The organism is Rhodococcus sp. G6(2025) (genome assembly GCF_058628105.1).
Map to the genome: position 1 here is coordinate 30,115 of NZ_CP179751.1, position 24,927 is coordinate 55,041.

Annotated in this window: 22 protein-coding genes and 1 tRNA gene; 7 read left to right on the forward strand and 16 right to left on the reverse strand. The window is 61.6% G+C overall.

Annotated elements, in window-relative coordinates; translation table 11 throughout:
- Positions 1–155 precede the first annotated feature (155 nt).
- Positions 156–446, forward strand: a complete 291-nt coding sequence (locus ACLIVD_RS37045; protein WP_491933004.1) for a DUF4193 domain-containing protein — start codon at positions 156–158, stop codon at positions 444–446.
- 141 nt (positions 447–587) lie between these two features.
- Here ACLIVD_RS37045 and ACLIVD_RS37050 read toward each other — a convergent pair.
- From ACLIVD_RS37050 to ACLIVD_RS37125, 16 genes are all read right to left on the reverse strand, one after another.
- A tRNA-Ile gene (locus ACLIVD_RS37050) sits at positions 588–661 on the reverse strand.
- 76 nt (positions 662–737) lie between these two features.
- Positions 738–1,085, reverse strand: coding sequence for a hypothetical protein (locus ACLIVD_RS37055; protein WP_491933005.1), 348 nt, complete (start codon positions 1,083–1,085; stop codon positions 738–740).
- Between the two features lie 154 nt (positions 1,086–1,239).
- Complete coding sequence (locus ACLIVD_RS37060) at positions 1,240–1,800, reverse strand: hypothetical protein (RefSeq protein WP_491933529.1); 561 nt, start codon at positions 1,798–1,800, stop codon at positions 1,240–1,242.
- Between the two features lie 460 nt (positions 1,801–2,260).
- Positions 2,261–3,175, reverse strand: coding sequence for an SDR family NAD(P)-dependent oxidoreductase (locus tag ACLIVD_RS37065; RefSeq protein ID WP_491933006.1), 915 nt, complete (start codon positions 3,173–3,175; stop codon positions 2,261–2,263).
- A gap of 81 nt (positions 3,176–3,256) precedes the next feature.
- On the reverse strand, positions 3,257–3,745 hold the full coding sequence (locus ACLIVD_RS37070; RefSeq protein WP_491933007.1) for a MaoC/PaaZ C-terminal domain-containing protein: 489 nt from the start codon (positions 3,743–3,745) through the stop codon (positions 3,257–3,259).
- 84 nt (positions 3,746–3,829) lie between these two features.
- Entirely contained in the window at positions 3,830–5,170 is a 1,341-nt protein-coding gene (locus ACLIVD_RS37075) for an MFS transporter (protein WP_491933008.1), read from the reverse strand.
- 647 nt (positions 5,171–5,817) lie between these two features.
- Entirely contained in the window at positions 5,818–6,180 is a 363-nt protein-coding gene (locus ACLIVD_RS37080) for a putative quinol monooxygenase (RefSeq protein WP_164063567.1), read from the reverse strand.
- A 127-nt stretch (positions 6,181–6,307) separates the two neighbouring features.
- On the reverse strand, positions 6,308–7,138 hold the full coding sequence (locus tag ACLIVD_RS37085; protein ID WP_133987971.1) for a mycofactocin-coupled SDR family oxidoreductase: 831 nt from the start codon (positions 7,136–7,138) through the stop codon (positions 6,308–6,310).
- A gap of 127 nt (positions 7,139–7,265) precedes the next feature.
- Entirely contained in the window at positions 7,266–8,120 is an 855-nt protein-coding gene (locus tag ACLIVD_RS37090) for a mycofactocin-coupled SDR family oxidoreductase (RefSeq protein WP_491933009.1), read from the reverse strand.
- Positions 8,121–8,702: 582 nt separating this feature from the next.
- Positions 8,703–9,452 (reverse strand): SDR family NAD(P)-dependent oxidoreductase, encoded by a 750-nt coding sequence (locus ACLIVD_RS37095; RefSeq protein ID WP_491933010.1) that lies wholly within the window; start codon positions 9,450–9,452, stop codon positions 8,703–8,705.
- 200 nt (positions 9,453–9,652) lie between these two features.
- The gene (locus ACLIVD_RS37100; protein ID WP_491933011.1) at positions 9,653–10,969 is read right to left on the reverse strand and encodes a phenylacetate--CoA ligase family protein; all 1,317 of its coding nucleotides are present in this window, start codon (positions 10,967–10,969) and stop codon (positions 9,653–9,655) included.
- Positions 10,970–11,152: 183 nt separating this feature from the next.
- Positions 11,153–12,079 (reverse strand): MBL fold metallo-hydrolase, encoded by a 927-nt coding sequence (locus ACLIVD_RS37105; RefSeq protein ID WP_491933012.1) that lies wholly within the window; start codon positions 12,077–12,079, stop codon positions 11,153–11,155.
- 38 nt (positions 12,080–12,117) lie between these two features.
- Positions 12,118–14,112 (reverse strand): oxidoreductase, encoded by a 1,995-nt coding sequence (locus ACLIVD_RS37110; RefSeq protein ID WP_491933013.1) that lies wholly within the window; start codon positions 14,110–14,112, stop codon positions 12,118–12,120.
- A gap of 319 nt (positions 14,113–14,431) precedes the next feature.
- Positions 14,432–14,890, reverse strand: coding sequence for a MaoC family dehydratase (locus ACLIVD_RS37115; RefSeq protein ID WP_061696911.1), 459 nt, complete (start codon positions 14,888–14,890; stop codon positions 14,432–14,434).
- Positions 14,891–14,942: 52 nt separating this feature from the next.
- Positions 14,943–16,955 carry an oxidoreductase gene (locus tag ACLIVD_RS37120; RefSeq protein WP_491933014.1) on the reverse strand — a complete coding sequence of 671 codons (2,013 nt, stop codon included), beginning with the start codon at positions 16,953–16,955 and terminating at the stop codon, positions 14,943–14,945.
- Complete coding sequence (locus ACLIVD_RS37125; protein ID WP_491933015.1) at positions 16,952–17,803, reverse strand: NAD(P)-binding domain-containing protein; 852 nt, start codon at positions 17,801–17,803, stop codon at positions 16,952–16,954. Before ACLIVD_RS37125 ends, ACLIVD_RS37120 begins: the two co-directional genes overlap by 4 nt.
- A gap of 564 nt (positions 17,804–18,367) precedes the next feature.
- Here ACLIVD_RS37125 and ACLIVD_RS37130 point away from each other — a divergent pair.
- From ACLIVD_RS37130 to ACLIVD_RS37155, 6 genes are all read left to right on the forward strand, one after another.
- Positions 18,368–18,772 carry a VOC family protein gene (locus tag ACLIVD_RS37130; RefSeq protein ID WP_491933016.1) on the forward strand — a complete coding sequence of 135 codons (405 nt, stop codon included), beginning with the start codon at positions 18,368–18,370 and terminating at the stop codon, positions 18,770–18,772.
- Between the two features lie 96 nt (positions 18,773–18,868).
- Positions 18,869–19,624 carry a TetR/AcrR family transcriptional regulator gene (locus ACLIVD_RS37135; RefSeq protein WP_095870064.1) on the forward strand — a complete coding sequence of 252 codons (756 nt, stop codon included), beginning with the start codon at positions 18,869–18,871 and terminating at the stop codon, positions 19,622–19,624.
- A gap of 628 nt (positions 19,625–20,252) precedes the next feature.
- On the forward strand, positions 20,253–21,473 hold the full coding sequence (locus tag ACLIVD_RS37140; RefSeq protein WP_491933017.1) for an acetyl-CoA C-acetyltransferase: 1,221 nt from the start codon (positions 20,253–20,255) through the stop codon (positions 21,471–21,473).
- A gap of 39 nt (positions 21,474–21,512) precedes the next feature.
- Positions 21,513–22,244, forward strand: coding sequence for an SDR family NAD(P)-dependent oxidoreductase (locus ACLIVD_RS37145; protein ID WP_133987960.1), 732 nt, complete (start codon positions 21,513–21,515; stop codon positions 22,242–22,244).
- 25 nt (positions 22,245–22,269) lie between these two features.
- A complete protein-coding gene (locus ACLIVD_RS37150) occupies positions 22,270–24,066 on the forward strand; it encodes an acyl-CoA dehydrogenase (RefSeq protein WP_491933018.1) in 1,797 nt (598 codons plus the stop codon).
- 19 nt (positions 24,067–24,085) lie between these two features.
- Positions 24,086–24,847, forward strand: coding sequence for an SDR family NAD(P)-dependent oxidoreductase (locus ACLIVD_RS37155; protein ID WP_491933019.1), 762 nt, complete (start codon positions 24,086–24,088; stop codon positions 24,845–24,847).
- Positions 24,848–24,927 lie beyond the last annotated feature (80 nt).

Consider the following 24,927-nt stretch of genomic DNA (forward strand, 5'->3'; position numbering starts at 1 on the left):
ACGAAAATGAGACACCCGGCGGCCACCGAACCGAACCGACGGAGCACGATCCCCGCCCGCCTGGGATCGAGCGGAAGCCGCCCGGTTGCATCGCGCCACCGAACCCCTCCTACCCTGGCGAGTCCGAACAACCTGAGTATGAGGACGCAACAGCCATGGCCACCGACTACGACGCCCCCAGAGTCACCGAATCCGACGAGCCGGACACCTCCCTTGAACAGCTGACCGTCAGCCGGAAAGACACCCAGTCCCCCGTCGTCGACGTTGAAGACTCCGACACCGCAGAGTCCTTCGAACTGCCCGGCGCCGACCTGTCCGGTGAAGAATTCACCGTCCGCGTCATCCCCAAGCAGGCCGACGAGTTCACCTGCACCAGTTGCTTCCTGGTCCACCACCGCAGCCGCCTCGCCGACGCCGCGCAACAGATCTGCCGGGACTGCACCTGAGAAGGTCGGGGCATCAGAGGACCTGGACACCTCCAGACTGAGCGGCATCCGCCACTGTCACTGCATCGCACACACTTGCCCCGCCGGAGCGGCAGCCAGCCATCGCCCCTCCACGGGCCTCCCGGCGGCCCGGCGACGCGGTGGGGCGGGCGGGGCTCGAACCCGCGACCAACCGATTATGAGTCCACGGCTCTAACCGACTGAGCTACCGCCCCATCCCTACCATCGTGGGGATGGTGATGCTACCGACCACCCTGCTGGCGCCGTGGCCGCCCGTGCCGAGGACAGTCGTCATGCGCGGCCGAAGAGCTGCCGCACACCACCGTCCTCATCGACCGCATACAGCGCCATCCCCAACAGATCCAGAATCCGCTGAGGTGCCCGCACCGCCGCGTCCACCGATCGCGGCTCGTCCCGCACGACCAACGCAAACGACACCGACAGATCCGCCTCGCTCGGCATCCGCCTCACCAGCTGCCCGATGGCGGTATCGACATCCAACCCCGGCGCGGCGGTCGCGCCCTTGACCTCGGCGTAGAGCAGGTGGCCGTCCTTCTCGGCAACGATGTCGACGAAATCCGTATCGGGCACCACCGTCCAGCCCTGAGATGACAACCACCCCGCGAAGTCCCGGGCCACGCGAGCCTCATCACCTCTCATACCGGACACGGTAAGCCTGAATTGTCAGTTCCGAACAACACCACAGCGCAAACACATCAGGCGCCAGCGTTGCCACGGCTCAGCATGCCCCGGAAGATGCCGCGCGGCGGGTCGACGTACCCCCTTCAGGACCTCATTCGCGTGATTCATGTAATCGACTGACTGCTAGCGCAATTCGTGTGCCCGATCTTTGACGCAGCCCAGAACCTGCCACGAAGCGGCTGCCGTCAATCATTCTCCCCGGTGTCGGCCGGGTGTCCGCACAGCCGAATCCTGGTCCGGGTCCGGGTTCGGGTTCGGGGCGGTAGGAGCCCGGATCGATGGTCAGGTCTTCGGTGTCGGCAAAAACCAGCCGCCTGTCGTCGAGCGCGACCGCCCACCGATGCACCGGCGCCCACTCGTGCCCACCACCGCCCGGATCGGTCACCGCCGCATAATCCTCGACCACCTCACCGGTGAGATCGGCCCCGGCGCTCCTGCGGACCAGCACCCGGACACCGACCGTCAACTTCGGGCCATCGACCGGCCGGTTGCCGCTGTTTCGGGCCATGGTGATGCACCTCTTCGCTCGGCGAAACTCCCTAGATCGAGCATAAGCACCGACCGGCCCGGTACGCGAACCGACCTGCACAAACACTCCGCGATTCGAAACGCCGCCGAAGCAATCGGCTGCCATCGTGCGGTCGGAGGCCACCCAGATGCACTCAGCACACAACCGACGTGCTGCGTTCGCGCGACAGCACGGGCGCAACCCCACCAGCCGGTTGCGCGAACGCGATGACATCGGCGGATACCAACTCGTTGGCCGCACCTGTACCCCCTTCTTTCCATTCGAGCGGCGACTGCCGGCAGCGGCGGACGGGCGTTCACCCACACCACTGCACGGCGCGCACCAATTCCGATCCGACCACGATCGTTCGAGAATGTTGAGCTGATCTAGAACCTGATCGACGACTGTGGTCGGGATCCGGAAATCTGCGCTCTCCCAAGCCCGGAGGCGGTCCCGCACGTAGGCAAGCATGGCGAGTTAAGCGCTCGAAGCCTGCTGCAGTTCGGTCGCTCACCGCCTCACCCCGCCCCGAGCGGCCGGCAATCCGAACTGTGCCCGCTCGGCGACGTCGAGACGACGGCTTCCGGCGTGGCATGCGCGACTGTTACTGACGAAGAGGGGTACCACCCGATTGGGCGCGTTGCCCACTCGTCGCCCAGTGGTCGACCTCGGACATCTCGGCCATCCCGGGTGCGTAGGCGGCGATGTCGTCGGGGCGCGCTAGGCCGGCTCCGCCGGATGCGTAAGAACCACCATCGATGGCCAGGTTGAGCCCCGTAACCCAGGAGGCCTCGTCTGAGGCCAGATAGACAGCCGCGCTTGCAATATCTTCGGGCTCCCCCAGGCGCGGAATCAGGTTCGGTGTCAGCGTAACGCGGCGTTGTTCGGTGCCTTCCGTGCCGTAGAACAGGAGGCCGTTCGGGGTTGCCACACAGCCTGGTGAGATCGTGTTCACCCGGATGTTTGCTCTGGCCACTTCGTTCGTCAGGCAGCTTGCCAATCGGATGACACCAGCTTTGGCCACTGAGTAGGCCTGGATGATGGGGAGGTTGCCCGGGTATCCCGTTCCTATATCGGAACCGGCCACCGAGCCCATGAAGATGATGCTGCCGCCGCCGCGTGCGCGTAGGTGGGGAATGGCGTGTTTGGAGACCAGGAAGGGAACGGTCAGTGTGTGGTCGAGGGTGAATTTCCAGTCCGCGAGGCTGGAGTCTTCGACTGTTCCCAATCGTAACTGCATCGCGCTGTTGTGTAGGACGTCGATGCCGCCAAATTTCCCGGCGGCGAACTCGAGTAGCTGGTGCGCTTCCTCCTCGTTCGAGAGATCGATCGGGTGCAGCGATTCCATCCGTCCGCCGGCCGCGCGCACGATTTCGAGCGTTTCCTCGGCGGCTTCGGCGTTGATGTCGCACCCGACGATCGACGCTCCTTCGGCTGCGAACCGCAACGCGACCTGCCGCGCCATTCCGCGGCCGGTGCCGGTGATTACGGCGACTTTGCCCTCCAGACGACCGGTCATAGTGATCTCCTTGTCGAGTCAGTTTGTTCGGACACTCGTGGATGAATAGAACCCGTCCGCGTGCCGCCTCTCGCCCGTGAACTAGAGGGCGCTGTGTTCGCTCGGACGCGGACGGCGACGAACGTACATCTCCATTTGAAGCGTCATGACAGGCTGCGAGTCTCGTGACGATAGTGTTCCGATGGTTGTCACCCGACCCCAGTGCGGGTGGGTATTGCCGATTGCGGTGATGCTGAAAGTACCCCGCAGGTAGGTGTCGGCACGGACCGGAGCGCGGAACTGCACCTCACGCAGTACTCGGCCTGCGACGATGTGCCAGTTTCCGAATACTCGGTTGACAGCGAGGCGTTGGAATACCGCGAGCGTGTGGACGCCGCTCGCAACTATCGTGCCGAAGTGGCTTGCTTCGGCGAGTGCGACGTCGGTGTGTATGTGCAGAGGATCCCAGTGGTCGGCGAACGACATGATCTCCTCCGCTGTGACGAGGTACTCCCCGAGGTCGTACTCATCCCCTACGACGAGGTCCTCGGCATAGCACAGTTGGCCGTCACCAGGTGCGGCATAGTTCATTCCGACTTCCTTCCCTGCTACGGCTGGGCGCTCTGCGCAGCGATTGCGGGCGACTTCGACGCACCTGCCAGTCTTCCCCTGCGGCTACACGAAGTCAGTGTGCCGCGCGGGATGTTGGCCGGTCACGGTCTTTGGTCGAGTTGCTCTGAGTAGCCCGTACGAGCACACCCCAGCGATTGCCAAGGGCACCAGCACTGCGATGTACAGATCTTTCGGTGACATGAAGCCGATTGCGTACCCGCCGAGGATGGGCGACAGGATCGATCCGACTCTGGCGACGCCTAGCATCGTGCCGAACCCTTTGGCTCGTATTCGTATTGGGTACACGGTGGTTGCGATCGCGGTGAAGGCCGTCAGTGAGACGAAGACGAACAGACCCAGCAGCAGGGCCATGGCCAGCGCCAAGGCGCCCTGCAGGGTCAGTGCGAAGGCAACCAGGGCAACCATGCCCAGAGCCATCGACATCCAGGATATTTGGGCAGACGGCCGCTTGAGGCCAAGAAATCCGTACAGGATGGCCCCGATCATCGTGCCAACCGACAGCATGATGCCCACTAGCGCCCCGCTGCCGGTGTCTCCGGTCTCATTCTTGATCAGCTGAGGGGTCCAGGAACCGATGAAATAAAACGCGGCAGTGCAGAATCCATAACCGAGCCAGAGGAGCAGGGTGGTTACCCGCAGTCCTGGTCCGAGGAGTTTCGTATCCGATTGATCGACTATCGCCTCGTCGGCTAGAACACCACCAGTGACGAGTCCTTCCTCCAAGTTGACCCGCGTAGACAACTTCTCGGCCGTCTCCTGCGCCGTGTCGTCCGACGACCGTCGAAGGTAGGCCACTGTTTCTGGAATGAAAGCGGCGACAACGACGGTGACAGTTGCGCTGAGCGCAAACCCTACCCAGAACAGCCCTTTCCATCCGCCTGCGGCTTCGATCACCGAGGCACCTGCCAGGCCTGCGACGAAAGTTCCCAGCGGGTACCCGAAGAGCACCACGCCCACCGAGAGGCTGCGGCGTGATGGTGGAGACATTTCCTGGGCGATGACCATAGAGATTGCACCGAGCACACCGATTGCCATTCCCGTAGCGAATCGCGATGCGATCAACACCGAGTAGCTGGGGGCCAGTGATGAAACAAGGAGGCCGGCCGTGTTGAGTACCAGCGCGCCGAGCAACGTCGGGCGACGCCCATGGACGTCGGCCATCCGCGCCAGGAAGAAGGCCCCGACGCCGATGCCCACCAAGGCTGCGCTGATCAAGTAGCCCTTGCCGGACGCTGTTGCGTACCCCTCGGGGAGGTTGGGGAGGGCGTACCCCATGATGAACAAATCGTAGCCGTCGAGCAGGTTGACGAGCGAGCATACTAGCACGATTGCTATTTGATACGGCGTCATGGACGCCATCGAGCGAGCCCCACTGAGGGTCATGCCGACTCCTTCTCGAGTCACGGGTTGATCCGACTTGGTTGAATCCCCGAGATGCCGTCGACGGGGAGTCTCGGGGAACGGGGCGGATGTGTTGATCGCCCGGAATCGGACGGTCTGGTCTCGGCGGTCGCTGAAGCACTGTCACCGGTTCATTGCCTGGATCCCCACGCGTGGAGCGCTAGCGCGACATTGGTTGAAGTAGTTTGACAGTGGTTGTTGTGGGTGTAAGCCCGCTGGACCCCGAAGTTGTTTCCGCGAATTCGACGGAGGGTCGGGCGGAGGCTGCGGCCCGGAATGGCTGGGCTAGGAGGTTGCGCGGATCGCCTCGGCCTGGGCATCGGTGAATGACTGACGGCTAGACGGCTCGTGTTGTGTGCCGCTCGCTGCCACGGCTAAATATCTTGCATTGGCTCGTGCGAGAGCGATATTTGTAAAGATTCTTTGGATCGATTCGGTGGCGCGGCGGGGTGTGATCAGACTGACACATGCAATGACAGCATGAATGATGACCAACGGCATTTGGGAGGCCTTCTAGGTTTGCGGCGCGATGCCGAGTGGGGGAACGGGATACCCCTCGCACGGAGGGTCCGATGCTACGTTCTGCACCAGCACGACCGTCAGAAGACTCATAGGACAGGGACGTAGGGTCAACCGGGGCAGTCAGTCGAGATTGCTGCCACGGAGCGGATGGGCTGGAGAGGGATGATTTCGAGGTTCGACTGCAGCAATGTCGTGCTATCGGCGAAAAATGCTTTCATGTAAGGTTTTTCGAGGTGCTCACGGATTGCGGCACCGTTAGCGTAGAGTTCATAGAATGCGATGCTGTCGGGCCTGGATGCATCATGATGGATCTCGTACACAAGAATGCCGGGCTCGGCGCGACTCGGGTCTCCCAGGGAGAGCATCCGCTCCATCAGGATGTGGCGTGTTCCTTCCTTGGCTCGCGCGTAACCGTAGAACGCAACCGGTGTCTCGCTGGACAACAACTCGGCGGGGACGATCTCTGACACGGCATACCTTCCTATCAGCCCGCATTGAGCGAACAACGCCCTCGAGCGCGGGTTCGAATCGAACCTGGGGTGGCGAACCATCGCAGCTTGCTGACCACCGAAGACGGTGCACAACAGGTGCCCAAAACTACAGAAGCGGATATCCAGCGGTAACCTCCAACTGGGTTCCGGTGACGAATCGGCCACTCTCCCCTACCAAGTACAGGACGGCGCGGGAGATGTCGGCCGGGTCCACCCACGGTGTATCGAGTGCAGCGAGTGTCTGGAACACGGGTTCGACGCTGTGGCGCGTAGGTTGATCCACGTCCGGCGCGAAGAGATCGTAGATCATCGAGTTCTGGATCATCGGGGTATCGCAATTGGTCGGGTGGATGACGTTCACCCGAATCTGGTGGCGTGCCAGTTCTTTGGCCAATGCCTTTGCTACACCGACAACACCGTGCTTCGAGGCGATGTAGTGCACCATCGACTCGACGGGAGTAATGGTACTGGCCGAACCTATGAATACCATCGATCCACCGCGTCCACCATCGACAATATGCTTCGAGGCAGCCTGCGCCGAAAAGAACGCGCCGGACAAGTTTGTGCCCACCACGGTGTTCCACTGCTCGGGCGTGATCGATTCTGCCGCGGTGATTTCGCATACGCCGGCATTGAGCACCGCGATATCCAGTCGCCCCAGATCACGTACCGCCCTCTCGACACCCTCCGCAACCGCGGACGGATCGCGCACATCGCATTCGAGGCGGTAAGCACGCTGTCCGTACTTCTCCACAAGACCGACCGTTTCGTCGAGGTCCTCTGCCGTCGACGTCGGATATGGCACGGTTGCAACCTGTCTGCAGATGTCGAGCACGATGACGTCCGCGCCCGACTCAGCGAGGAAGGTGGCGTGCGAACGGCCCTGCCCTCGGGCCGCCCCGGTGACCAGAGCGACTTTGCCTGTCAGGTCATGCATTCTCTATCTCCCCGTCCGATCGACTCGCAGGTCGGTCTTCTCGTGATCTGTCGTCGTATAGATACTGTTGCCGCGGAGCCGTTCGGTGTTACCCGTTCGGTTCCTTGCGGTTTGTACTCCCCGGGGTTCACGCAACGTTGTTGGCGATGAGCCCGGCAGAAACGTGCAACACTTCGCCGGTGACCATGCGAGCGTCGTCCGACAGGAGGTACAGGTAGGCGTTGGAGACGTCCTGCCAGTCCACACCTGGGACGCCGAGCGGATGCATGGTTTTCATTCGTTCGATCATCTGCTCGCGCGTCGGGTTCTCGATGTCCGGGCAGAAGAGTTTGTAGGCTTCCTCGTTGTTGTTCATTGAGGGAAGGTCACCGGAGTTGACATTCGTCGGGGCCACACAATTGGCGCGTATACCGTATTCGCCGTATTCCATTGCTAGGGTCTTCATCAGTCCGATCACTGCCCACTTTGAGGCGCCGTAGTCCGAGATGTGGGGGTAGGCGGCGCGGCCTGCGGTGGACGAGGTGATCACGATGTTGCCTTTGCGCTTCGCGACCATGTGAGGCAGGGCGGCGCGACACCCGTTGAAGACGCCGGTCAGGTTGGTATCAATGACCGTACGCCACTGTTCGGGCGAGATGTCTGCGAGCTTGCCGAATTTCAGGATGATACCTGCACTGCTCAACAGGTGATCGATTTGTCCGAGTTCATCGATCGTCTGTCGCGCAGCGTCCACCATAGCTTCGTCATCGCGAACATCCGCGACGATGCTGATGCACTTACGTCCCACGTCGGAAACCATCGCGCGGGTCTGTTCCAACTCCTCCTCGGAGCCGCCTGGGTAGTTCTGCCCCGGGACATCGGCAACGCAGTTGTCCACAAGTGCGATGTCCGCCCCCTCGCGTGCCAGTGTCAGAGCGTGGGATCGACCTGAGCCCTTTGCTCCGCCGGTGATGAGTGCAACCGTTCCATCCAGCTTCCCCATGCTCTATCACTCACCTGTTCTCGAAGTTTGACTGGAGGTATCTATGCGTGTCGTCCGCGTGATGTGTATCGAAGAACCGCTCGGCGCCCGTGCTCTATCGAAATCAATTGCAGTACAGGCACTGTCGAATACGCGAGCTGACTGGTGGCACAGGATATTTTTTGTGTGCGACTCACCGGACATTTGATCCGACTCTTGAGTCGTAATATCGACCCATTGGTTAGTAACCTAGTTCCAGCGCGTGGACGTGTCAATGGTCACAGGCGCCATATCTGCGAGGTGCCCTGACCGTGTCCGGATCTATAGGCTGGTTTGGGCAGAGCAGCTGCAGTATTGAAACGCCGGACGAGTCCCACATGCGAGTTGTAGTCTCGCGTGCGTGGATTCGTCCGGCGTTGACTGTCACGTACCGCGGCTGGAGATCGGTTTCTGGCGACAAGGATTCTGTTGTTCGAACTATAACGACGTTGGCCATCAGCCTACGCAGCAGCTGTTGCAGCTCGACGCCTCCGCGGGGAGCTGTTGCAGTTCAGCATTTTCCTCGCGAGGTGTTTCGGTGGGACGGCGGAGCAGGCTGAACTCTCACGTCGTCGACATCCCGCCGTCGACCAAAATCGTCTGGCCGGTGACGTACCCCGCTGCGGGCGATGCGAGCCAGACCGCGGTTGCGGCGAGTTCCTCGGGCTTGCCCGCTCTTCCCAACAAGAACCGGGGCTCGAGCGAATCGGTCACATACTCTGGGGGGTACGACTCCGTCATTTCGGTCTCGAAGAAGCCCGGCGCAATCGCGTTTACTCTGATTCCCGGTTTACGGCCCCACTGCGACGCGAGATCTCGCGTGAGTCCAACGAGGCCGGCCTTGCTTGCGGTGTACGCCGCCTGGGGCAGTGCGGCAGTAGTGAAGCCGAGAACACTCGAGATGTTGATGATCGAACTCCCCAGCGTCATCACTTCGGCGCAGGCTTGGGCCATCCAATAGCTACCTCCGAGATTGACATCTACTACCGCACGGAAGGCATCAGGGCTCTCCCGAGTCGCCGGGACTGCACTCGCCATGCCGGCATTGTTGACGAGGATGTCCACACGACCGAACCGTGCCATCGCCGCCTCGACCAGCTCTACGCACTGGCGAGGATCGGCCACGTCGGCGTTCTGCACCAGGGCCTCGCGCCCGTACCCGCGTACCGCCTGTGCGGTTGCCTCCAAGCGGTCGACCCTGCGCGATGCCACGATTACGTGGGCTCCGGCGCGGGCCATGGCCGTGGACAGCGATACGCCTAGACCTGCTGACGCCCCGGTGACGATCGCGACTCGATCGTCGAGGCGGAACATTTCCGCGAAGGCGCCTAGGTTGTCGGCCGCCTCTTGTTCGTGCATTTCACTTCCCTCTTCGAAGTCAGCCCCGACCCGGATATCGACGGCTTACGCCATACCGCCCGACTCTGCTGAAAGTTTCGTCGACTCTTGAGGCTTGGCTACCGCTGTCGACACCTGGAGCCGGGACCGGTCTATTGACCAACTATTGGGAGTGCTCAGACGGGTGAGGGGGCCTGACCACGGCGGTCGAGAAGCCGCTTGACCTTCCCCTCTCCTCCCAGCCCCGTCTGAGGAGCGAGGGATCCAGCAGGGACGATCGTCACCTCGACCGAGACACCGAAGGTCGACTTGAGACGATGCTTCATGTCTTCCTGGAGGGGTGCTGTGTCTTCGTCGTTCGCCTGCTCGATCAACACGGTCATTCGTTCACGGGAACCGAGACCCTCGCCGACGTTCTCCACCACGCACAGGAACTCGCCCGTCGATCGCGCGTCGCCCTGGACGACGTCCTGCGCTGACCGCGGATACACGCTTGTCGCTCTCAGTTTCACCATTTCGTCGAGGCGGCCCAAGAAACCGGACAGTTTGGTCGTCCGGGCGCCGCACGCGCACGCTGCGCGCTCGGAACTACGCATGCGGTCTTTGAGGTCGTATCTGATGATGGGTGGAACCGAGCGATGCAGGCTGGTGACCACGATGTCGCCGTCGTGCCCTGGGCCGAGGATGCGTCCGGTCTCGCTGTCGGCGATCTCGACGATGGCGGTGTCGTCGTTGACGTGCAACCCATCTTTTGCAGCGCATTCGTATCCGATGAGGCCGACTTCATGGGTTCCGTAGTTGTCGTAGACCGGAACACCCCATGCATCTTCGAGCAAGTCGCGCAGGTGTCCCTCGGTATCCACCCCGAGATAGGTATGAATGAATCGCGTGGACAGATCCTTCTTGAGGTCGATGCCAGATCGATCAGCCTCTTGCGCCAGAATTTTGAGGTACTCGCCGAAGGCGACCCAACCACTTGTTCCCCAGGAGCGCGCCAGCTCCAGTTGCCTTGCCGAACTGGTGACGGCACCCGAACCGGTGGTCAAGGGGACCATGCCACACCAGTGCATGGCGGCGGTCGACGAACACCACGCGGTGTTGGCCAAACTGTTGGTGAGGGTGATCTGTAGGATGTCCCCGACTTCGGCCCCCTGCGCAACGAAAGCTCGGGCGAATTGAATTGCCTGCACTTCCCACGCTACGGGATCGAACAGTGTCGGCCGCGGCAGCCCTGAGGTGCCACCACTGGATTGAATCTTCAGCGGTGTTCGCATCGCGTCCAGTGCGAAGTTCTGATGGTTTCCGAACGGCGGGTGCTCCTCGATCGAGTGCTTGATGTCCTCACTGGTGAACGTAGGGATCTTCTCGAGGTCGTCCAGGCCTCGAATGTCTCCTGGCTGCAAACCGGCGTCCGACCACCGCTCGCGATAAAACGGGACCGCCCAAGCGTCGGCCACCCGTGCGAGAAAGCGTGATTCCTGAATCTGTCGCATCTCGTCGTCGGACCGTGCCGACATGACGGAGTTGAACAGGGGCGGCGGCGGGTAGTCCTCGGTGAGCTGACGCCAGTCGATGCTCGACCAGTAGTAGGGAATTTCGTTCTTCGACATCAATGCTCCTGAAGCTGTCGTTATGCCGGCAGTGTGTTCGCCGGTGGTGTTGTAGAAGTGCTCGGCTCAAGCAGTAACGAATTGGTAGGCGTTGCCGTCGCTCACGATACGACCGACGCTGTTCCCGGCGAAGTGCGTGCCGAACACAAGAACATCACGGTCTGCAACCGACGCGAGGAACTCCTGACGCCGAGCGGAGGACAGCTCACGGTCCCAGTCACCTCGCGAACTCCACGTGGGATGGGCGGCCTGAATCGGGTGATGCACGAAATCACCAGTGATGAACCCGGTCTCACCCTTCGATTCGATGGTGAGACTGTGATGGGATTTGGTATGGCCAGGCGTGGATGTATACCGCACGCCCTCGCAGATGGTGTGGTTGACCGGAACGAGATCGACGAGGCCCGCCTCGACACACGGTTGAATCGACTGCGCGAACACGAGACGCGTCTGCCGGTGGATGTCCGGATCCGCTCCGTTGTACGTGACGGCATGCCCGAGGTCGTCGGAGACGGCGCCGCCCTCGGTGAGTCCCTTGTGGTACTCGAACTCGTCCTGAACGAAGGTGTACCGGGCGTTCGGGAATGTCGGCACCCATCGGTCACCGTCGAGCACGGTGTTCCATCCCACGTGATCGAGGTGCAGATGTGTGATGGCGACGTAGTCGATCTGTTCGGGCTTGTAGCCGGCATCCGCCAGTCGATCCAGATAGGGGGTGTCCAGGCCACCCCAGGCCGGGATCAGCGGTAGATCCTTGTGATTGCCGCACGCGGTGTCGACGAGAACGACAGACGACCCGGTGTCGACGACGAACGAGTGAACGCTCCAGAGTGTCTGCCCGTGTTCGTTGGCGTAGTCGGGGTACAGCCACGGAACGGCCTTGACCGCATCCGGCGTTGCCTCTGCGATCAGTCCGTCGAGCTCACCGACCTCGACCGCGATTTCGTTTATCTGGGTGATTTTCACATCACCGATCTGCCAGCTATGAGTCATGGGGTTTGCTTCTTTCGTTGAGTGTGTGTGGTGCTTGTTCAGACACCGCGTCCGGCCATTTCGCCTTCGTAGATCGCCTCGTCCACCCGGCGGGGTGCCAAGCAGTCTCCGACGGCCGTCACGTCGAACTGCGCTTCCAGTTGGGGTAGAAGGGCCGTATCGGAATCGCGAAGCATGATGGTCACGAGAGACTGCGCCGGCACCACTCTGGCAGCACCATCCCAGATGCGATTCAGTACGACGCCGTCCGAATTCACTTCGGCGACAATGTGTTGCGGTGTCAGTGTCACCCCCTGCGCATACAGCCTCGGATAGAGATGCCCGACATCGAGGTTGAAGAGTGTGTTGTCGCCCAAGAACAGCTTCGAGGAAACCACTTCGACCTTCTTGCCCGCGTTCGCGAGGAGCTCCGCCAGTCCCAGCGCGAGGTACTCGCCCGTGTCGTCGATGATGACGACGTTCTCCCCACATGCCGAGGGATCCTCGATGGCCTGGATCGGATTGAGCACGCGGATACGCTCCAACCCCGGGATTTCCGGGCGGGCGGCCAGGGTGGCGGAGAACCCGTCGGTGCGCCAGGTCGATCCGGATGCAAGTATGACGTGGTCTGCACCGACTTCATGCACGCTCTCGATGTCGGCGGTCGTATTGAGACGGACATCGACCTTGTATTTTTCGAGCATTCGCTCCATGTCTTTGACCATGACGGACCATCGGCCACGCGTGGGCAACTTGGCGGCATATCGAATTTGCCCGCCGAGCGTGTCGCCGCGCTCCATCAGTACGACGTCATGCCCTCGCGATGCGGCAACTTCCGCTGCCCGCATTCCAGCGGGTCCTCCGCCGATGACGAGCACCTTCTGGGGTGTGGCGGCCAAATCCAATGTTCCGCTGCCGAGGTCTTTCTCGCGCCCAGCGGCGGGATTCTGCGTGCAGGTCAGCTCCCAGCCCTTGGACATCCGGCCGATACAGCCTTGATTTGCCCTGACGCAATGCCGAATTTCGTCCTCGCGTCCGGTCTGCGCCTTCTGCACCAGGAAGGGATCTGCGATGTGCGCTCTGGTCATAGCGACGAGATCGGCGTCACCCGAAGTCACAATCTGTTCGGCGACCGACAGCTCGGTAATTCCGTTTGCGGTCACGACCGGATAGTTTCCGACGACCTTCTTCGCGCGGGCAGCCAGATCGACCAACTGGGGGCCGGGCAGGCTCATCGGAGAGACGACGCGATCGAACGTGGAAGCGTTCCCGGCGCTGATGCTGAAGTAGTCGAACAATCCAGAGTCCGCCAGGTTCTTGGCGATCTTCTCGCCCTCGGCCTCGTCGATACCGCCCGGAACGTATTCGGTGAGCGATAGTCTCACGCCGACCGCGAAGTCGGGGCCACCCTCTCGGCGCACCGCTTCGGCGCACTCACGAACGACGCGGCATCGATTCTCGGTGCTGCCGCCGTACTCGTCCGTTCGACGATTCGTCAGTGGGGAGAGGAAACTGCACAGAAGATACCCGTGAGCGGCGTGTACCTCGGCTCCGTCGATACCGGCAACCCGTGCGTTGCGTGCACTTCGGCCGAATCCCGCTACGAGCTGCTCGATGTCGGCGTGCGACATCGCTCGGCCGATCTCCCCATAGGTAGTCGAGGGCAGACCCGAGGGACTCCAGAGCGCCCTCCAGTTCTCGAGAAACATTCCGTTGTAGTCTTCCACGCCGAAGTGTGAAAGGTCGACGAAAATTTTGGCTCCATGGCGGTGCACGGCTTTCGCCAGTCGCTCGTACACCGGTATCACCTCGGTGGGCCATCCCTGGTGGGTGCGGTACCCCAGTCCGCGACTCGTTGCATGCACGGCTTGAGCCTCGGTGAGAATGAGCCCCGCGCCTCCCCTCGCCCGCTCCTCGTAGTAGTCGATGCTCTGTTGAGTCATCAGGTTGTCTTTGTCGCCGTACATCAGCGCGTGTGCGGTGACCACGATGCGGTTCTTGACACTGACCGGGCCCAGTTCGATGGGCTGCCAGAGCGCCGGATGCTTGGTCATGATGTTTCCTCGTCTCGTCGCGGCTCGACTGTTCCATCCGGGGGCTGACCGGAGAGTCGAAAACCCAACCGATTGTTCAAAGCCGATAATGGCGTAGGTCACACAGGCTTGTCAATAAGGGGTGGCTCACCTGAACGGAATCCGCCGCGCAACGATGTTCCGGTAGCCCATTCGCCGTGCTGTCGCTCCACTGAAGCGTCCTGTCGTCGCTGGTGTGTTCGGTGCACCGATAAACCCCGCGGCCGCCGGGGCCGGTCGTGCCCCGGCGGCAGCGGGCGATCGATCACCGCGGTCGCTCAGAGGCAGGCGGGGGGGCAGTTCAGAAGATGATGCGGCCGACGGTTTCTGCAACTAAGGCCGGTTTTTCTTCGCCTGCGATCTCGAGGGTGTTTGTCGTGACGATCTGAAGGGCCCCTCCGGGTGCGTCCCCGACGGAGTTCAACGTCGTCCGCAAACGAACGTGGGCCTCGACCTTCACCGGGTTGACGAATCGAACTCTGTTCAATCCGTAGTTGATCGCCAGCGTTGTGTTCTCGATCGTGTATATCTGCCAGTTGAGCAACGACACGAGAGACAGGCTCAAGAACCCATGAGCGATGGGGGCTCCGAACGGGCTCTCGCGTGTCGCACGTTCGACGTCCACATGGATCCATTGATGGTCCCCCGTGGCGTCGGCGAAGGTGTCGATGCGTTCTTGCGTGATGTGCAGCCAGTCGCTGGTGCCCAAGTCCTCTCCGATAGCGGCTTTCAGTTGATCCGGTGATGTGAAGACGCGCATTGGTGCTGAAGCTCCTACAGAGATGAACCGGCCCGGTCGCGACACGCACCCGTCATGGGGTGACCAGTTTCAAAGCTGTGCCCACTGCGGACAGCCGGTCGGCGGCGTGCAGGCCATCCCACATGGCATTGTCGAGACGTCGGGGTGCCAGGCAGTCGCCGATGCGAACCACACGACGGTCATCGCCCAACTGCTGGTACAGGGTGTCGTCGACGGCGCTACCGGTTGCCAGAACCACGGTGTCGAAGCTGCCCAGTTCGACGGGCACGCCGGAGAATACATCGTAAGCTTCGACTGTCTTGTCTCGAATGGTGCCGATCCAGGTGTGGGGCCGTAGCTCTACCCGTGCATTGCGCAACCGCTTGTACAGGAATTCCTGGCCGGCCCCGCTCCAGAGTCCCACCGAGGTCGACCTCGTCACGATGGTCACATCTAGACCGTTCTCTGCGAGGTATTCGGCAGCCGTCGTCGCGTGCCCTTGAAAATCGTCCTCGACGACGAGAACTCTGTTCCCGACCGACGCGGTCGCGTCGAACACTTCCCATGACGTGACGACATGCGGCAAGTCGTGTCCTGGTACGGCCCTGACATCCGGTCGGTGAGTAGTGAAGCCGGTCGTCCACGGCCTCGAGCCTGTTGCGAGAAAGACGTGATCGAAGGCAGAGAGGTTGTCGACGGTCGCTGTGGTACCCAGGTGCATCTCGACACCCAAGGTGTTGAGTCGGCGACGTAGATGTTCGATCAGCAGTCGAAACTCCGATCGACTTGCCGTGCGTGACGCCAGTTCGATTTGGCCACCCAACGTCTCGCGGGTTTCGAACAACACGACGTCGGCGCCGCGTTCGGCGCAGGTTGCCGCTGCCTGCATGCCTGCCGGGCCACCACCGACGACCACGACCGATTGTCGGGTGACCTGCCCCCGGGTACTCGACCACTCGAACCCGACCCGAGGGTTGACGGTGCATTCCATCTGTCCGCCTTGAGCGGTCTTGCCGACGCAACCCTGGTTGCAGCTGATGCATGGTCGAACCTGGCTGAGACGGCCTGATGCGACTTTGGCCGGCATGGATGGGTCTGCGATCAACGCCCGATTCATCCCCACCATGTCGGTATAGCCCTGCGCCAGAATCGACTCGGCGACAAGAGGGTCCTTGATTCTCGTGGCGACAATGACCGGGATGGACACCGCATCTTTGATCGCTCGGGCGGCGTCGACGAAAAGTCCGGTGTCGTGCCCCATATCGGCAATCCACAGTGGATAGTTTTCGTTGCTTGCGCCGCTGACATTCAGATAGCTGACCCCACCGGTCTGCTCCAACAGTGTCGCCGTGATGATGGCGTCGCTGGGGGTGTTACCGCCGGCAATCATGTCGTCGCCGTTGATGCGCACACCCACCATGAAGTCCGCGGAGACCACTGACCGGATACGTCGGACTATCTCACTCACGACGCGTGCGCGGTTTTCGTGTGAGCCACCCCATTCGTCGTGGCGATGGTTCATCTGGGGAGAAACGAATTGGGCGAGTCCGTAACCCTGCGCTGCGAGGAGTTCGACTCCATCCCAACCGGCTTGCTCCATGAGCGCCGCGGACCGAGCGAAGCTCGAGATCATGTCTTCGATCTCCGATGCTTCAATCTTCTTGGGTATCTCCCGAACAACAGGGTCGGGTAGAGGCGACGCTGACAGAAGCGGCAGATGGCTCAGACGTGAGGAACCTTGGCGGCCGCCGTCCCAGAGCTGCGCCAATAGCAGCGAACCATGCGATTGGACAGCCTGTGCGAGCTTGCGATGGCCCTCGACCGCCTCCGAGGAGAAGGCGTAGTTTTGTCCTCCTCCGGTCTTCGACCGATCCCATGCTGCCATGTTTCCGACGACAATCATGCCCACGCCGCCCGCCGCTCTTTCGGCGTAGTAAGCGATTTGCTGTTCTGTGACCATTCCGTTGGACGCGTAGTACGTGCCATGCGGGGGTGAGACGATGCGGTTCTTCACTACTCGAGAACCGATACGCACCGAACTTGTCAGGTGCGGGAATGCCATCCCGTCTTTCCACTCTTCGATCATGACCGTGTCCTTTCTGGATCGGCAGCCTCGAGTAACATCCGGGCAGCGCTGACGGTGGAGGTGAGTTCATTCATGGACGCGCGATCGAACGGCGACGACGGCAACTCACCGCCGAGTAACCGCGCGTCTTTGAGCAGGAGGTCGACTTGATTGTCCGAAAGGGTGGCCAGGGCGTCACCGGCCGCACTCGATCCTGAGCACGCCCGGATGACTTCGCTTGCGATCGACGGATCGACTCCCTGCTCGTGTGCGGTAGCAAGCCCCACTGCCGCACTCAGCACATTGCGGGCGGCCAGGGTGTTGTTGATCAACTTGAGCAACGAGGGTTGACCGACGGTGTCGAACGGGAACAGTCTCGCAAAGACGTCGTGCAACAGGGCTTCTTCGAAGGCATCGGGTTGCGGACCTGCAATCAGACCGGTGAGTTCGCCTTCTCGCGCCCTCACCTCGCCGCCTGAAACGGGTAGCTCGAACAGACGCCACGCTCGATGCGCGTCGACGACGCGGCGGGCGTCCGACGGAGTCATCGTGGTGACGATGAAGGCACTGGCGCCGTCGTCCATCGCCGACCGCACGCTGTCGTCGGACAACACCGCTTCGATTTGCTGCACCGTTCGCACCGCGATGAACATGCACCGGACACCGCCCCAGTCCATACCATCGAACGAGGACACCGCCCGACTTCCCGTTTGCTCCTGCCACTCACTCGCACGGACCCCGTCGACGTCCATGCCGATGACGTATCGGCCTTGTTCGGCCATGCGACGGGCAATTCCACCGCCAATGCCGCCGAGTCCGACCACCACTACCTGTGTGCCTCGATGCGCATAATTATCGGCCTGTTCCATCGTTCATCCACCTCACCTCGACATGGGACGTTTCGCTGGTCTGTTCCGGCTCGACGGCCGTGGGAATGGCGAACGAGGACGGCGTATCGGAGCTCGTCACCGGCCGCGTCCGCGCCGTTGTCCACTCCGCGGTAAGCCGCGCCGGTGTCGACGCTGCTGCGTCCATCATACGACTGAACCTACCCATAGGTTGAAAACCCGACCGTGAAGTCGACTCAAGTTGTATCATTCTTCTGACGCGGATTCCAGGGTTCCCAACGATTCGTGCGTCGAGTGGTGCCCGGTTCGACCCTGGACGACAGCCGCGTCGACCCTCGGTCAGATGGCGTGATGTCGCGACCTGCGCGCGTGCCACTACGGTTCCGCTGCCGCGGGCTCGCCGAACGAATCCGACCGACTCCTTGAATTATCGACCCTCGGGTCGGTACTGTCTCGGTGCAGACCCTTGAAGGTCAGCGTTCTGTACGCGCCCACCTACCAGCGCACGCCCACTGCGGCGAGGCCCCCGTGCAGATGTCCAGCGCGACAGCGAATTACACGACAACGCAACAACAGGAGACGAAGATGAGCCTCGCAGTCAATGGAATCAACATCGCCGTTCGCGACCTAGCGTCCGCGACCGAGCGTTACGAACGCCTGTTCGATGTCCGGGGCGAGCACGTCGGCCCCGACGGATTTGCGTTCCCCGGCCTCGAGGGTACGAAGCTCGACGTGGGGGGCTTCATCATCAGTTTGATCGCCTCGACCCAGGAGAGCACGTCGGTGGCGCGCTTTCTCGAGCGCCACGGTGAAGGCGTCTTTCTCTTCTCTGCGAAAGTAGACGACCTCGATATCGCTACGGACGAGCTGAAGCAGCAGGGATTGTCGCCTCTGCTCGACGAGGCCGTCCGCGGAGACTTCGGGGCGGTCAACTTTTACCACCCCCGAGCACTCAACGGCGTGCAGCTCGAACTGATCGAGCATGCATGAACAACGCGGCGCGTAGCTGCACTAACGCCGTCGTCGCGCTGATTGCAGTGCCCACCGGTACCGGCTTGGCTGCGGCGGTGTCTATCCTCGGAAGCTATGACAACGGCTTCTGATCGTGCGGACGCGGCGGCTGCAAAGAGCGCCGGTGGTTCGGTACGCAATTCCGTGATGCGTGACCGCATCACAGAGGGTGCGGCCCGACTCTTCCAGGCCCGGGGGATCAACGGAGTCACCATGCAGGAGGTCGCTGCGGAGGTGGGGTTGTCGAAGGCGTCCATCTACCACTACTACGAAAACCGAGACGACCTGCTCCGGCACGTCTTCGGTGACTGGGCAAGGGGTGAGGTCGAGAAAGCCCGGGTGATCGCTGCATCGGATGCCGACGCAGCTACCAAGCTCACAGCTTTCATTCGTTTCCACCTGAACTCCCTGGTCGATCACCTGGATCTCTACTCACTGACTTTTCGCGAAGAAAGCGAGCTTCCCGACGACGTCCGCGACGAGTTCCGGGCAGCCAAGCGCGAGCATGATGTGCTGATCCGGCAGATTATTCGAGAGGGCGTAGAGGCTCGCATCTTCGAACCAATCGATGAAACCCTGGCAGCATTTGCGATCGACGGCATGTGCAACTGGATCTGGAAGTGGTATCGCCCGGGAGAAGACGGTAAACCCGCTGACGACATCGCCGAGACCTTCGCCCACTTGATTCTGCGCGGAGTCATGACGACCACGTCGACGGCGTCCGCCGGCTGGCCCGAAGACGTCCAGGGCGTGGATGGGGCGCTTGCCTACCACGCCCGCGAGATACGGCATCACACAAGCCAGCTCGAACTCTTGTTGAGGAATCGGTAAATTTCAGCGCGTCGCCTTGATTGGTTTCTTCGAGGTACACCTCTGACCCTCTCTGAGCGTCGGTACTGCACGGCCTTTAGACGGATCCCCGAGATGACCGGGGTGCTCGTCGGCGAATGAGGCGACGTCCGGCACGCGAATGGTCCACTGTCGGACTTGGGCAGCACAGGGGTGCGCCCACACTGCACGGCCCCGACCAGGACCATCTCTCCAGACTTGCCTGGCGCCGCGGTGGGAGCGGTTGCGGCAGCAGACTATGAGCCGATGCGGCCGACTCGCACGGCTCTGCCGCGCGCTGTACTCCTCCGGAGGGCACCTGTTCGAGAGACGCATCTGTTCTCGTCGTCCGCAGGGCAGGACGCAGACCTGCCGCAAGCCGACCAGCCGAACCGGCGCAGACTGCAAGTTCGGCGCTCGCGGTCGAGTCATACGCGTCGAACCCCGCCGAACAAGCCGCCCTACCACACACCCAGGACCGCGTATTCGCCTGCGGCCGTTACGTAAGCACGCCGCAGTCGGCTTACGACAGTCCACTTGACCGCCACTCCCGGCGCAGCCATACTGCGATAAGTAGACCGCAAGATCGAATATTCGACCCGCTGGTCGACAACATGAACGGACGAGATTTATGCCTGAAGCAGTTATCGTCGCGACCGCCCGGTCCCCAATCGGTCGCGCAGTCAAGGGTTCACTCCGAGAGATGCGCCCCGATGACCTGGCAGCACAGATGGTGCTCGCCGCATTGGGAAAGGTGCCCGAGGTCGATCCCCGAACGGTGAACGACCTCATGCTCGGCACGGCCCAGCCCGCCGGCGAGAGCGGATACAACCTCGGACGGGCAGTGAGCGTTCTCGCCGGAATGGACCACCTACCAGGCGTCACCGTGAACCGCTACTGTTCCTCGAGCCTTCAGACCACCCGGATGGCGCTGCACGCGATCAAGGCAGGCGAAGGAAATATCTTCATCTCCGCCGGAGTCGAAACTGTCAGCCGTTTCAACAAAGGCATGGCCGACGAGAACCCCGAGACGCACAACGCCGTGTTCTCCGACGCGGAGTCCCTCACCGAACGGCGCGCTGATGGCAACCAGGACCCGTGGGTGGATCCGCGAACAACCGGGGCACTTCCCGATCTGTACATCACCATGGGACACACTGCCGAGAACGTCGCGGAATACAGTGGGGTCTCACGCCGAGAACAAGACGAATTCGGCGTCCGCAGCCACAATCTCGCCGAGGCCGCAATCGAGCAAGGCTTCTTCGCCCGCGAAATCACACCCGTCACCCTCCCCGACGGCACCATTGTCAGCACTGACGACTGCCCCAGGCCCGGAACGACATACGACGTCGTCAGCAAGCTGAAGCCGGCATTCCGTCCGAACGGAACCGTCACCGCAGCCAACGCATGCCCGCTCAACGACGGCGCGGCAGCACTGGTCATCATGTCGGACGCGAAGGCGAAGGAGCTCGGGCTCACCCCCCTGGCCCGCATCGTATCGACCGGCGTATCGGGACTCTCACCCGAGATCATGGGTCTGGGACCCGTCGAAGCGACACGGCGCGCACTCGACATCGCCGGCATGAGCATCGGTGATATCGACCTGGCGGAAATCAACGAAGCATTTGCGGCTCAGGTCATTCCGTCGGCTCGTGAACTCGGCATCGACGAAGACCGACTGAATATCAACGGAGGCGCGATCGCACTCGGTCACCCCTTCGGCATGACCGGCGCCCGCATCGCCACCACGCTGATGAACTCGCTGGAATTTCACGACAAACAGTTCGGCCTGGAGACGATGTGCGTCGGCGGCGGCCAAGGAATGGCCATGATTCTCGAACGCCTGTCGTGACAACCCCCTGACAACACTAAACCGAAAGCAAAAAACGCAATGGGCAACATCACGTACGACTTCACAGGCAAATCCGTCATCGTCACCGGCGCGGCCCGCGGCATCGGGCAGGCGATCGCGAGACATTTCGTAGAGGCACAAGCGACCGTGTTCATGGTCGACTTCGACAAGGACGAACTTGCCAGCTCGGCCGCAGACGTCGGTGCAATCGGAATCCCAGCGGACGTCGGCGATACCGACAATGTCGAACACGTCATTTCGACCGTTGTCGCCGAGACCGGCCGCGTCGACATCGTCGTCAACAACGCAGGAATCCTGCGCGACAAAGTCCTGTGGAAGCTCACCGACGACGACTGGAACCAGGTCCTGCAGGTGCACGCGGGAGGTACTTTTCGGTTTACCCGCGCAGCGGTCCCCCACTTCCGCAAGCAGGAATTCGGGCGCATCATCAATATCACGTCGTACACCGGGCTCCGAGGCAACCGCGGACAAGCGAACTACGCAACAGCGAAGGCAGGGATCATCGGATTCACCAAGACTGCTGCAAAAGAGTTGGCTGCCTTCGGAGTCACGGTCAATGCGATCTCGCCCAATGCAGCCACACGCATGACCGCCACGATCCCGGACGAGAAGCTCTCCGAGCTCACCGGTCCGATCGCCCGGCTCGCGGACCCATCCGAGATGGCCGATGCCATCTGCTTCCTCGCATCCGAGGAAGCCGCGTACATCACGGGCGTCGTGCTTCCCGTCGACGGCGGGGTGTCGATGTGACGTTGCACAGGATTCGGAGATCTCGATGACCGACGTACTGTCACGCCGCGACTTGGACTTCTTGCTGTACGAGTGGCTTGATGTGGTTTCGCTGACATCGCGCGAACGGTTCTCCGAGCACTCGAAGGACACGTTCGCCGCGGTGCTCGAACTCAGCGCGGACATCGCCCACAAACATTTCGCACCGCACAACAAGAAGTCCGACGCGAACGAGCCGACCATGTCGCCAGGCGGTTCGATAGAGATGATCGCGGAGATAAAGCAGGCTCTCGACATCTACTCCGCGGCTGGACTACTGGCCGGACAGTTCGACAAGCGCGTCGGGGGCATGCAGTTGCCGACGACGGTGTCCCGCGCTGCGATGGCGTGGTTTCAGGCCGCCAACGCCTCGACCTCGTCGTACCCGTTCCTCACCATCGCAAATGCGAATCTGATTTCCACCCACGGCACCGACCAGCAGGTAGACGACTACGTCCGACCGATGATCGAGGGCAGATACTTCGGAACCATGTGTCTGTCGGAGCCGCAGGCCGGCTCGTCGCTGGCCGACATCACCACTCGTGCCGTGAAACAGGACGACGGCCGGTACAGACTCACCGGTACCAAGATGTGGATCTCCGCCGGCGACCACGAGCTGACCGAGAACATCATCCATCTCGTCTTGGCAAAGGTTCCCGGCGGCGGGTCTGGGGTGAAGGGAATTTCGCTGTTCATTGTCCCGAAATTCTTACCCGGCCCGGCCGGAGAACCCGGCATCCGCAACGATGTGACGCTGACCGGCCTGAATCACAAGATGGGCTTTCGCGGAACCACCAACACGCTCCTTGCCTTCGGTGACGGCACGCATCAGCCGGAAGGCGACGCCGGGGCGATCGGTTTTCTCGTCGGCGAAGAAAATCGTGGGCTGAGCTATATGTTCCACATGATGAACGAGGCGCGGATCGGCGTCGGGTTCGTGGCCATCGCCCTAGGCTATGTCGGCTACCTGAAGTCGGTCGAGTACGCAAAGACACGGACACAGGGCCGGGCACTGGGCGCGAAAGATCCGTCCTCGCCTCCAGTCGCCCTGGTCGAACACGCCGATGTGCGCCGCATGCTACTAGCGCAGAAGTCCTACGTGGAAGGAGCGCTGGCACTCGGCTTGTACTGCTCCTACCTGGTGGACGAACACGACAGCGCCGACAACGAGGAAGATGCGTCCAACGCGACGTTACTGCTCGATGTATTAACCCCGATCGCAAAAAGCTGGCCGTCACAATGGTGCCTGGAGGCGAACAACCTCGCCATACAAGTTCACGGAGGGTACGGCTACACACGCGACTACGACGTCGAACAGTACTACCGCGACAACAGGCTGAATCCGATTCATGAGGGTACTCACGGAATACAGGGCCTCGACCTGCTCGGCCGCAAGGTCACAATGCAAGACGGCGCTGGACTGAAACTACTGAACTCGAAGATCGCGGCGACCGTACAACGAGCACAGGCGATAGGCAACGACGCCGAGCGTTACGCGACCGAACTGGCCTCTACCTGGAGCCGAATAGTGGACCTGACATCCACGCTCTGGGAATCAGGTGACCCCTCTCTTGCACTCGCCAATTCGACACTCTACTTGGAAGCCTTCGGGCACACCGTCATCGCATGGATGTGGCTGGAGCAAGTCATCGCCGCGAATGGTCAGGCCGGCAATTTCTACGAGGGCAAACGGCAAGCGGCCCGGTACTTCTACGCCTACGAACTACCGAAGGTCGGACCGCAGGTGGAGTTGTTGGCGAGCTTGGACAGAACGACACTCGACATGAACCCCGCGTGGTTCTGATCCGCGGGAGCGCAGACGGATGACTATCCTCGACAGATTTCGCCTCGACGACCGCGTCGCGATCGTCACCGATGCTTCATCGGTGCTAGGCGCGGCCCTGGCCAAAGGACTGGCCGAAGCGGGCGCAGACTTAGTCCTCGCCGCTCCTCGCACGGACGGACTCCACGAAACGGCCGACACCATACGCCGTTCAGGCCGCCGTGTACTGACGGTTCCCACCGACATCACGGATCCAAGCCACTGCACCGCTCTGGTCGAAGCAACACTGGACAAGTTCAGAAGAGTCGATGTCCTGGTCAACAACGCCGAACTCGTGACCGTGGGACCTGCGATCGGCGAGAGCGTTCACGAATTCCGATCCGTGATCGATGTGAACCTACACGGTTCCTACTGGGCAGCACAGGCATGCGGGCGAGTGATGCAACCGGGGAGCTCAATAGTGAACATCTCAAGCATTATGGGAATCACGAACACGGGCATGCCGCAAGCTGCTTACAGCGCGAGCAAAGCCGCCATCGCCGGGATCACCCGCGACCTCGCGCAACAATGGGGCAGCCGAAAAGGCATTCGCGTCAATGCAATTGCACCAGGCTTCTTCACAAATGCCATCAGCAGGAAATACCCAGAGAGCAACATCGAACAACTGGAAAGACGCATGCTCCTCGGACGAACCGGCGAACCAGAAGAGTTGGCGAGTACGGTGGTGTGGCTCGCATCCGAGGCGGGCGGCTACGTCACCGGACAGACGATAGTTGTCGACGGCGGCATGACCATCACTTGAGCCAGCGGTGCACCTCTTCTACAGGGAGGTTTCGACGTCGGCGACACCGATCGTGTACTGCTCCCGATCGAGGCGGGTCA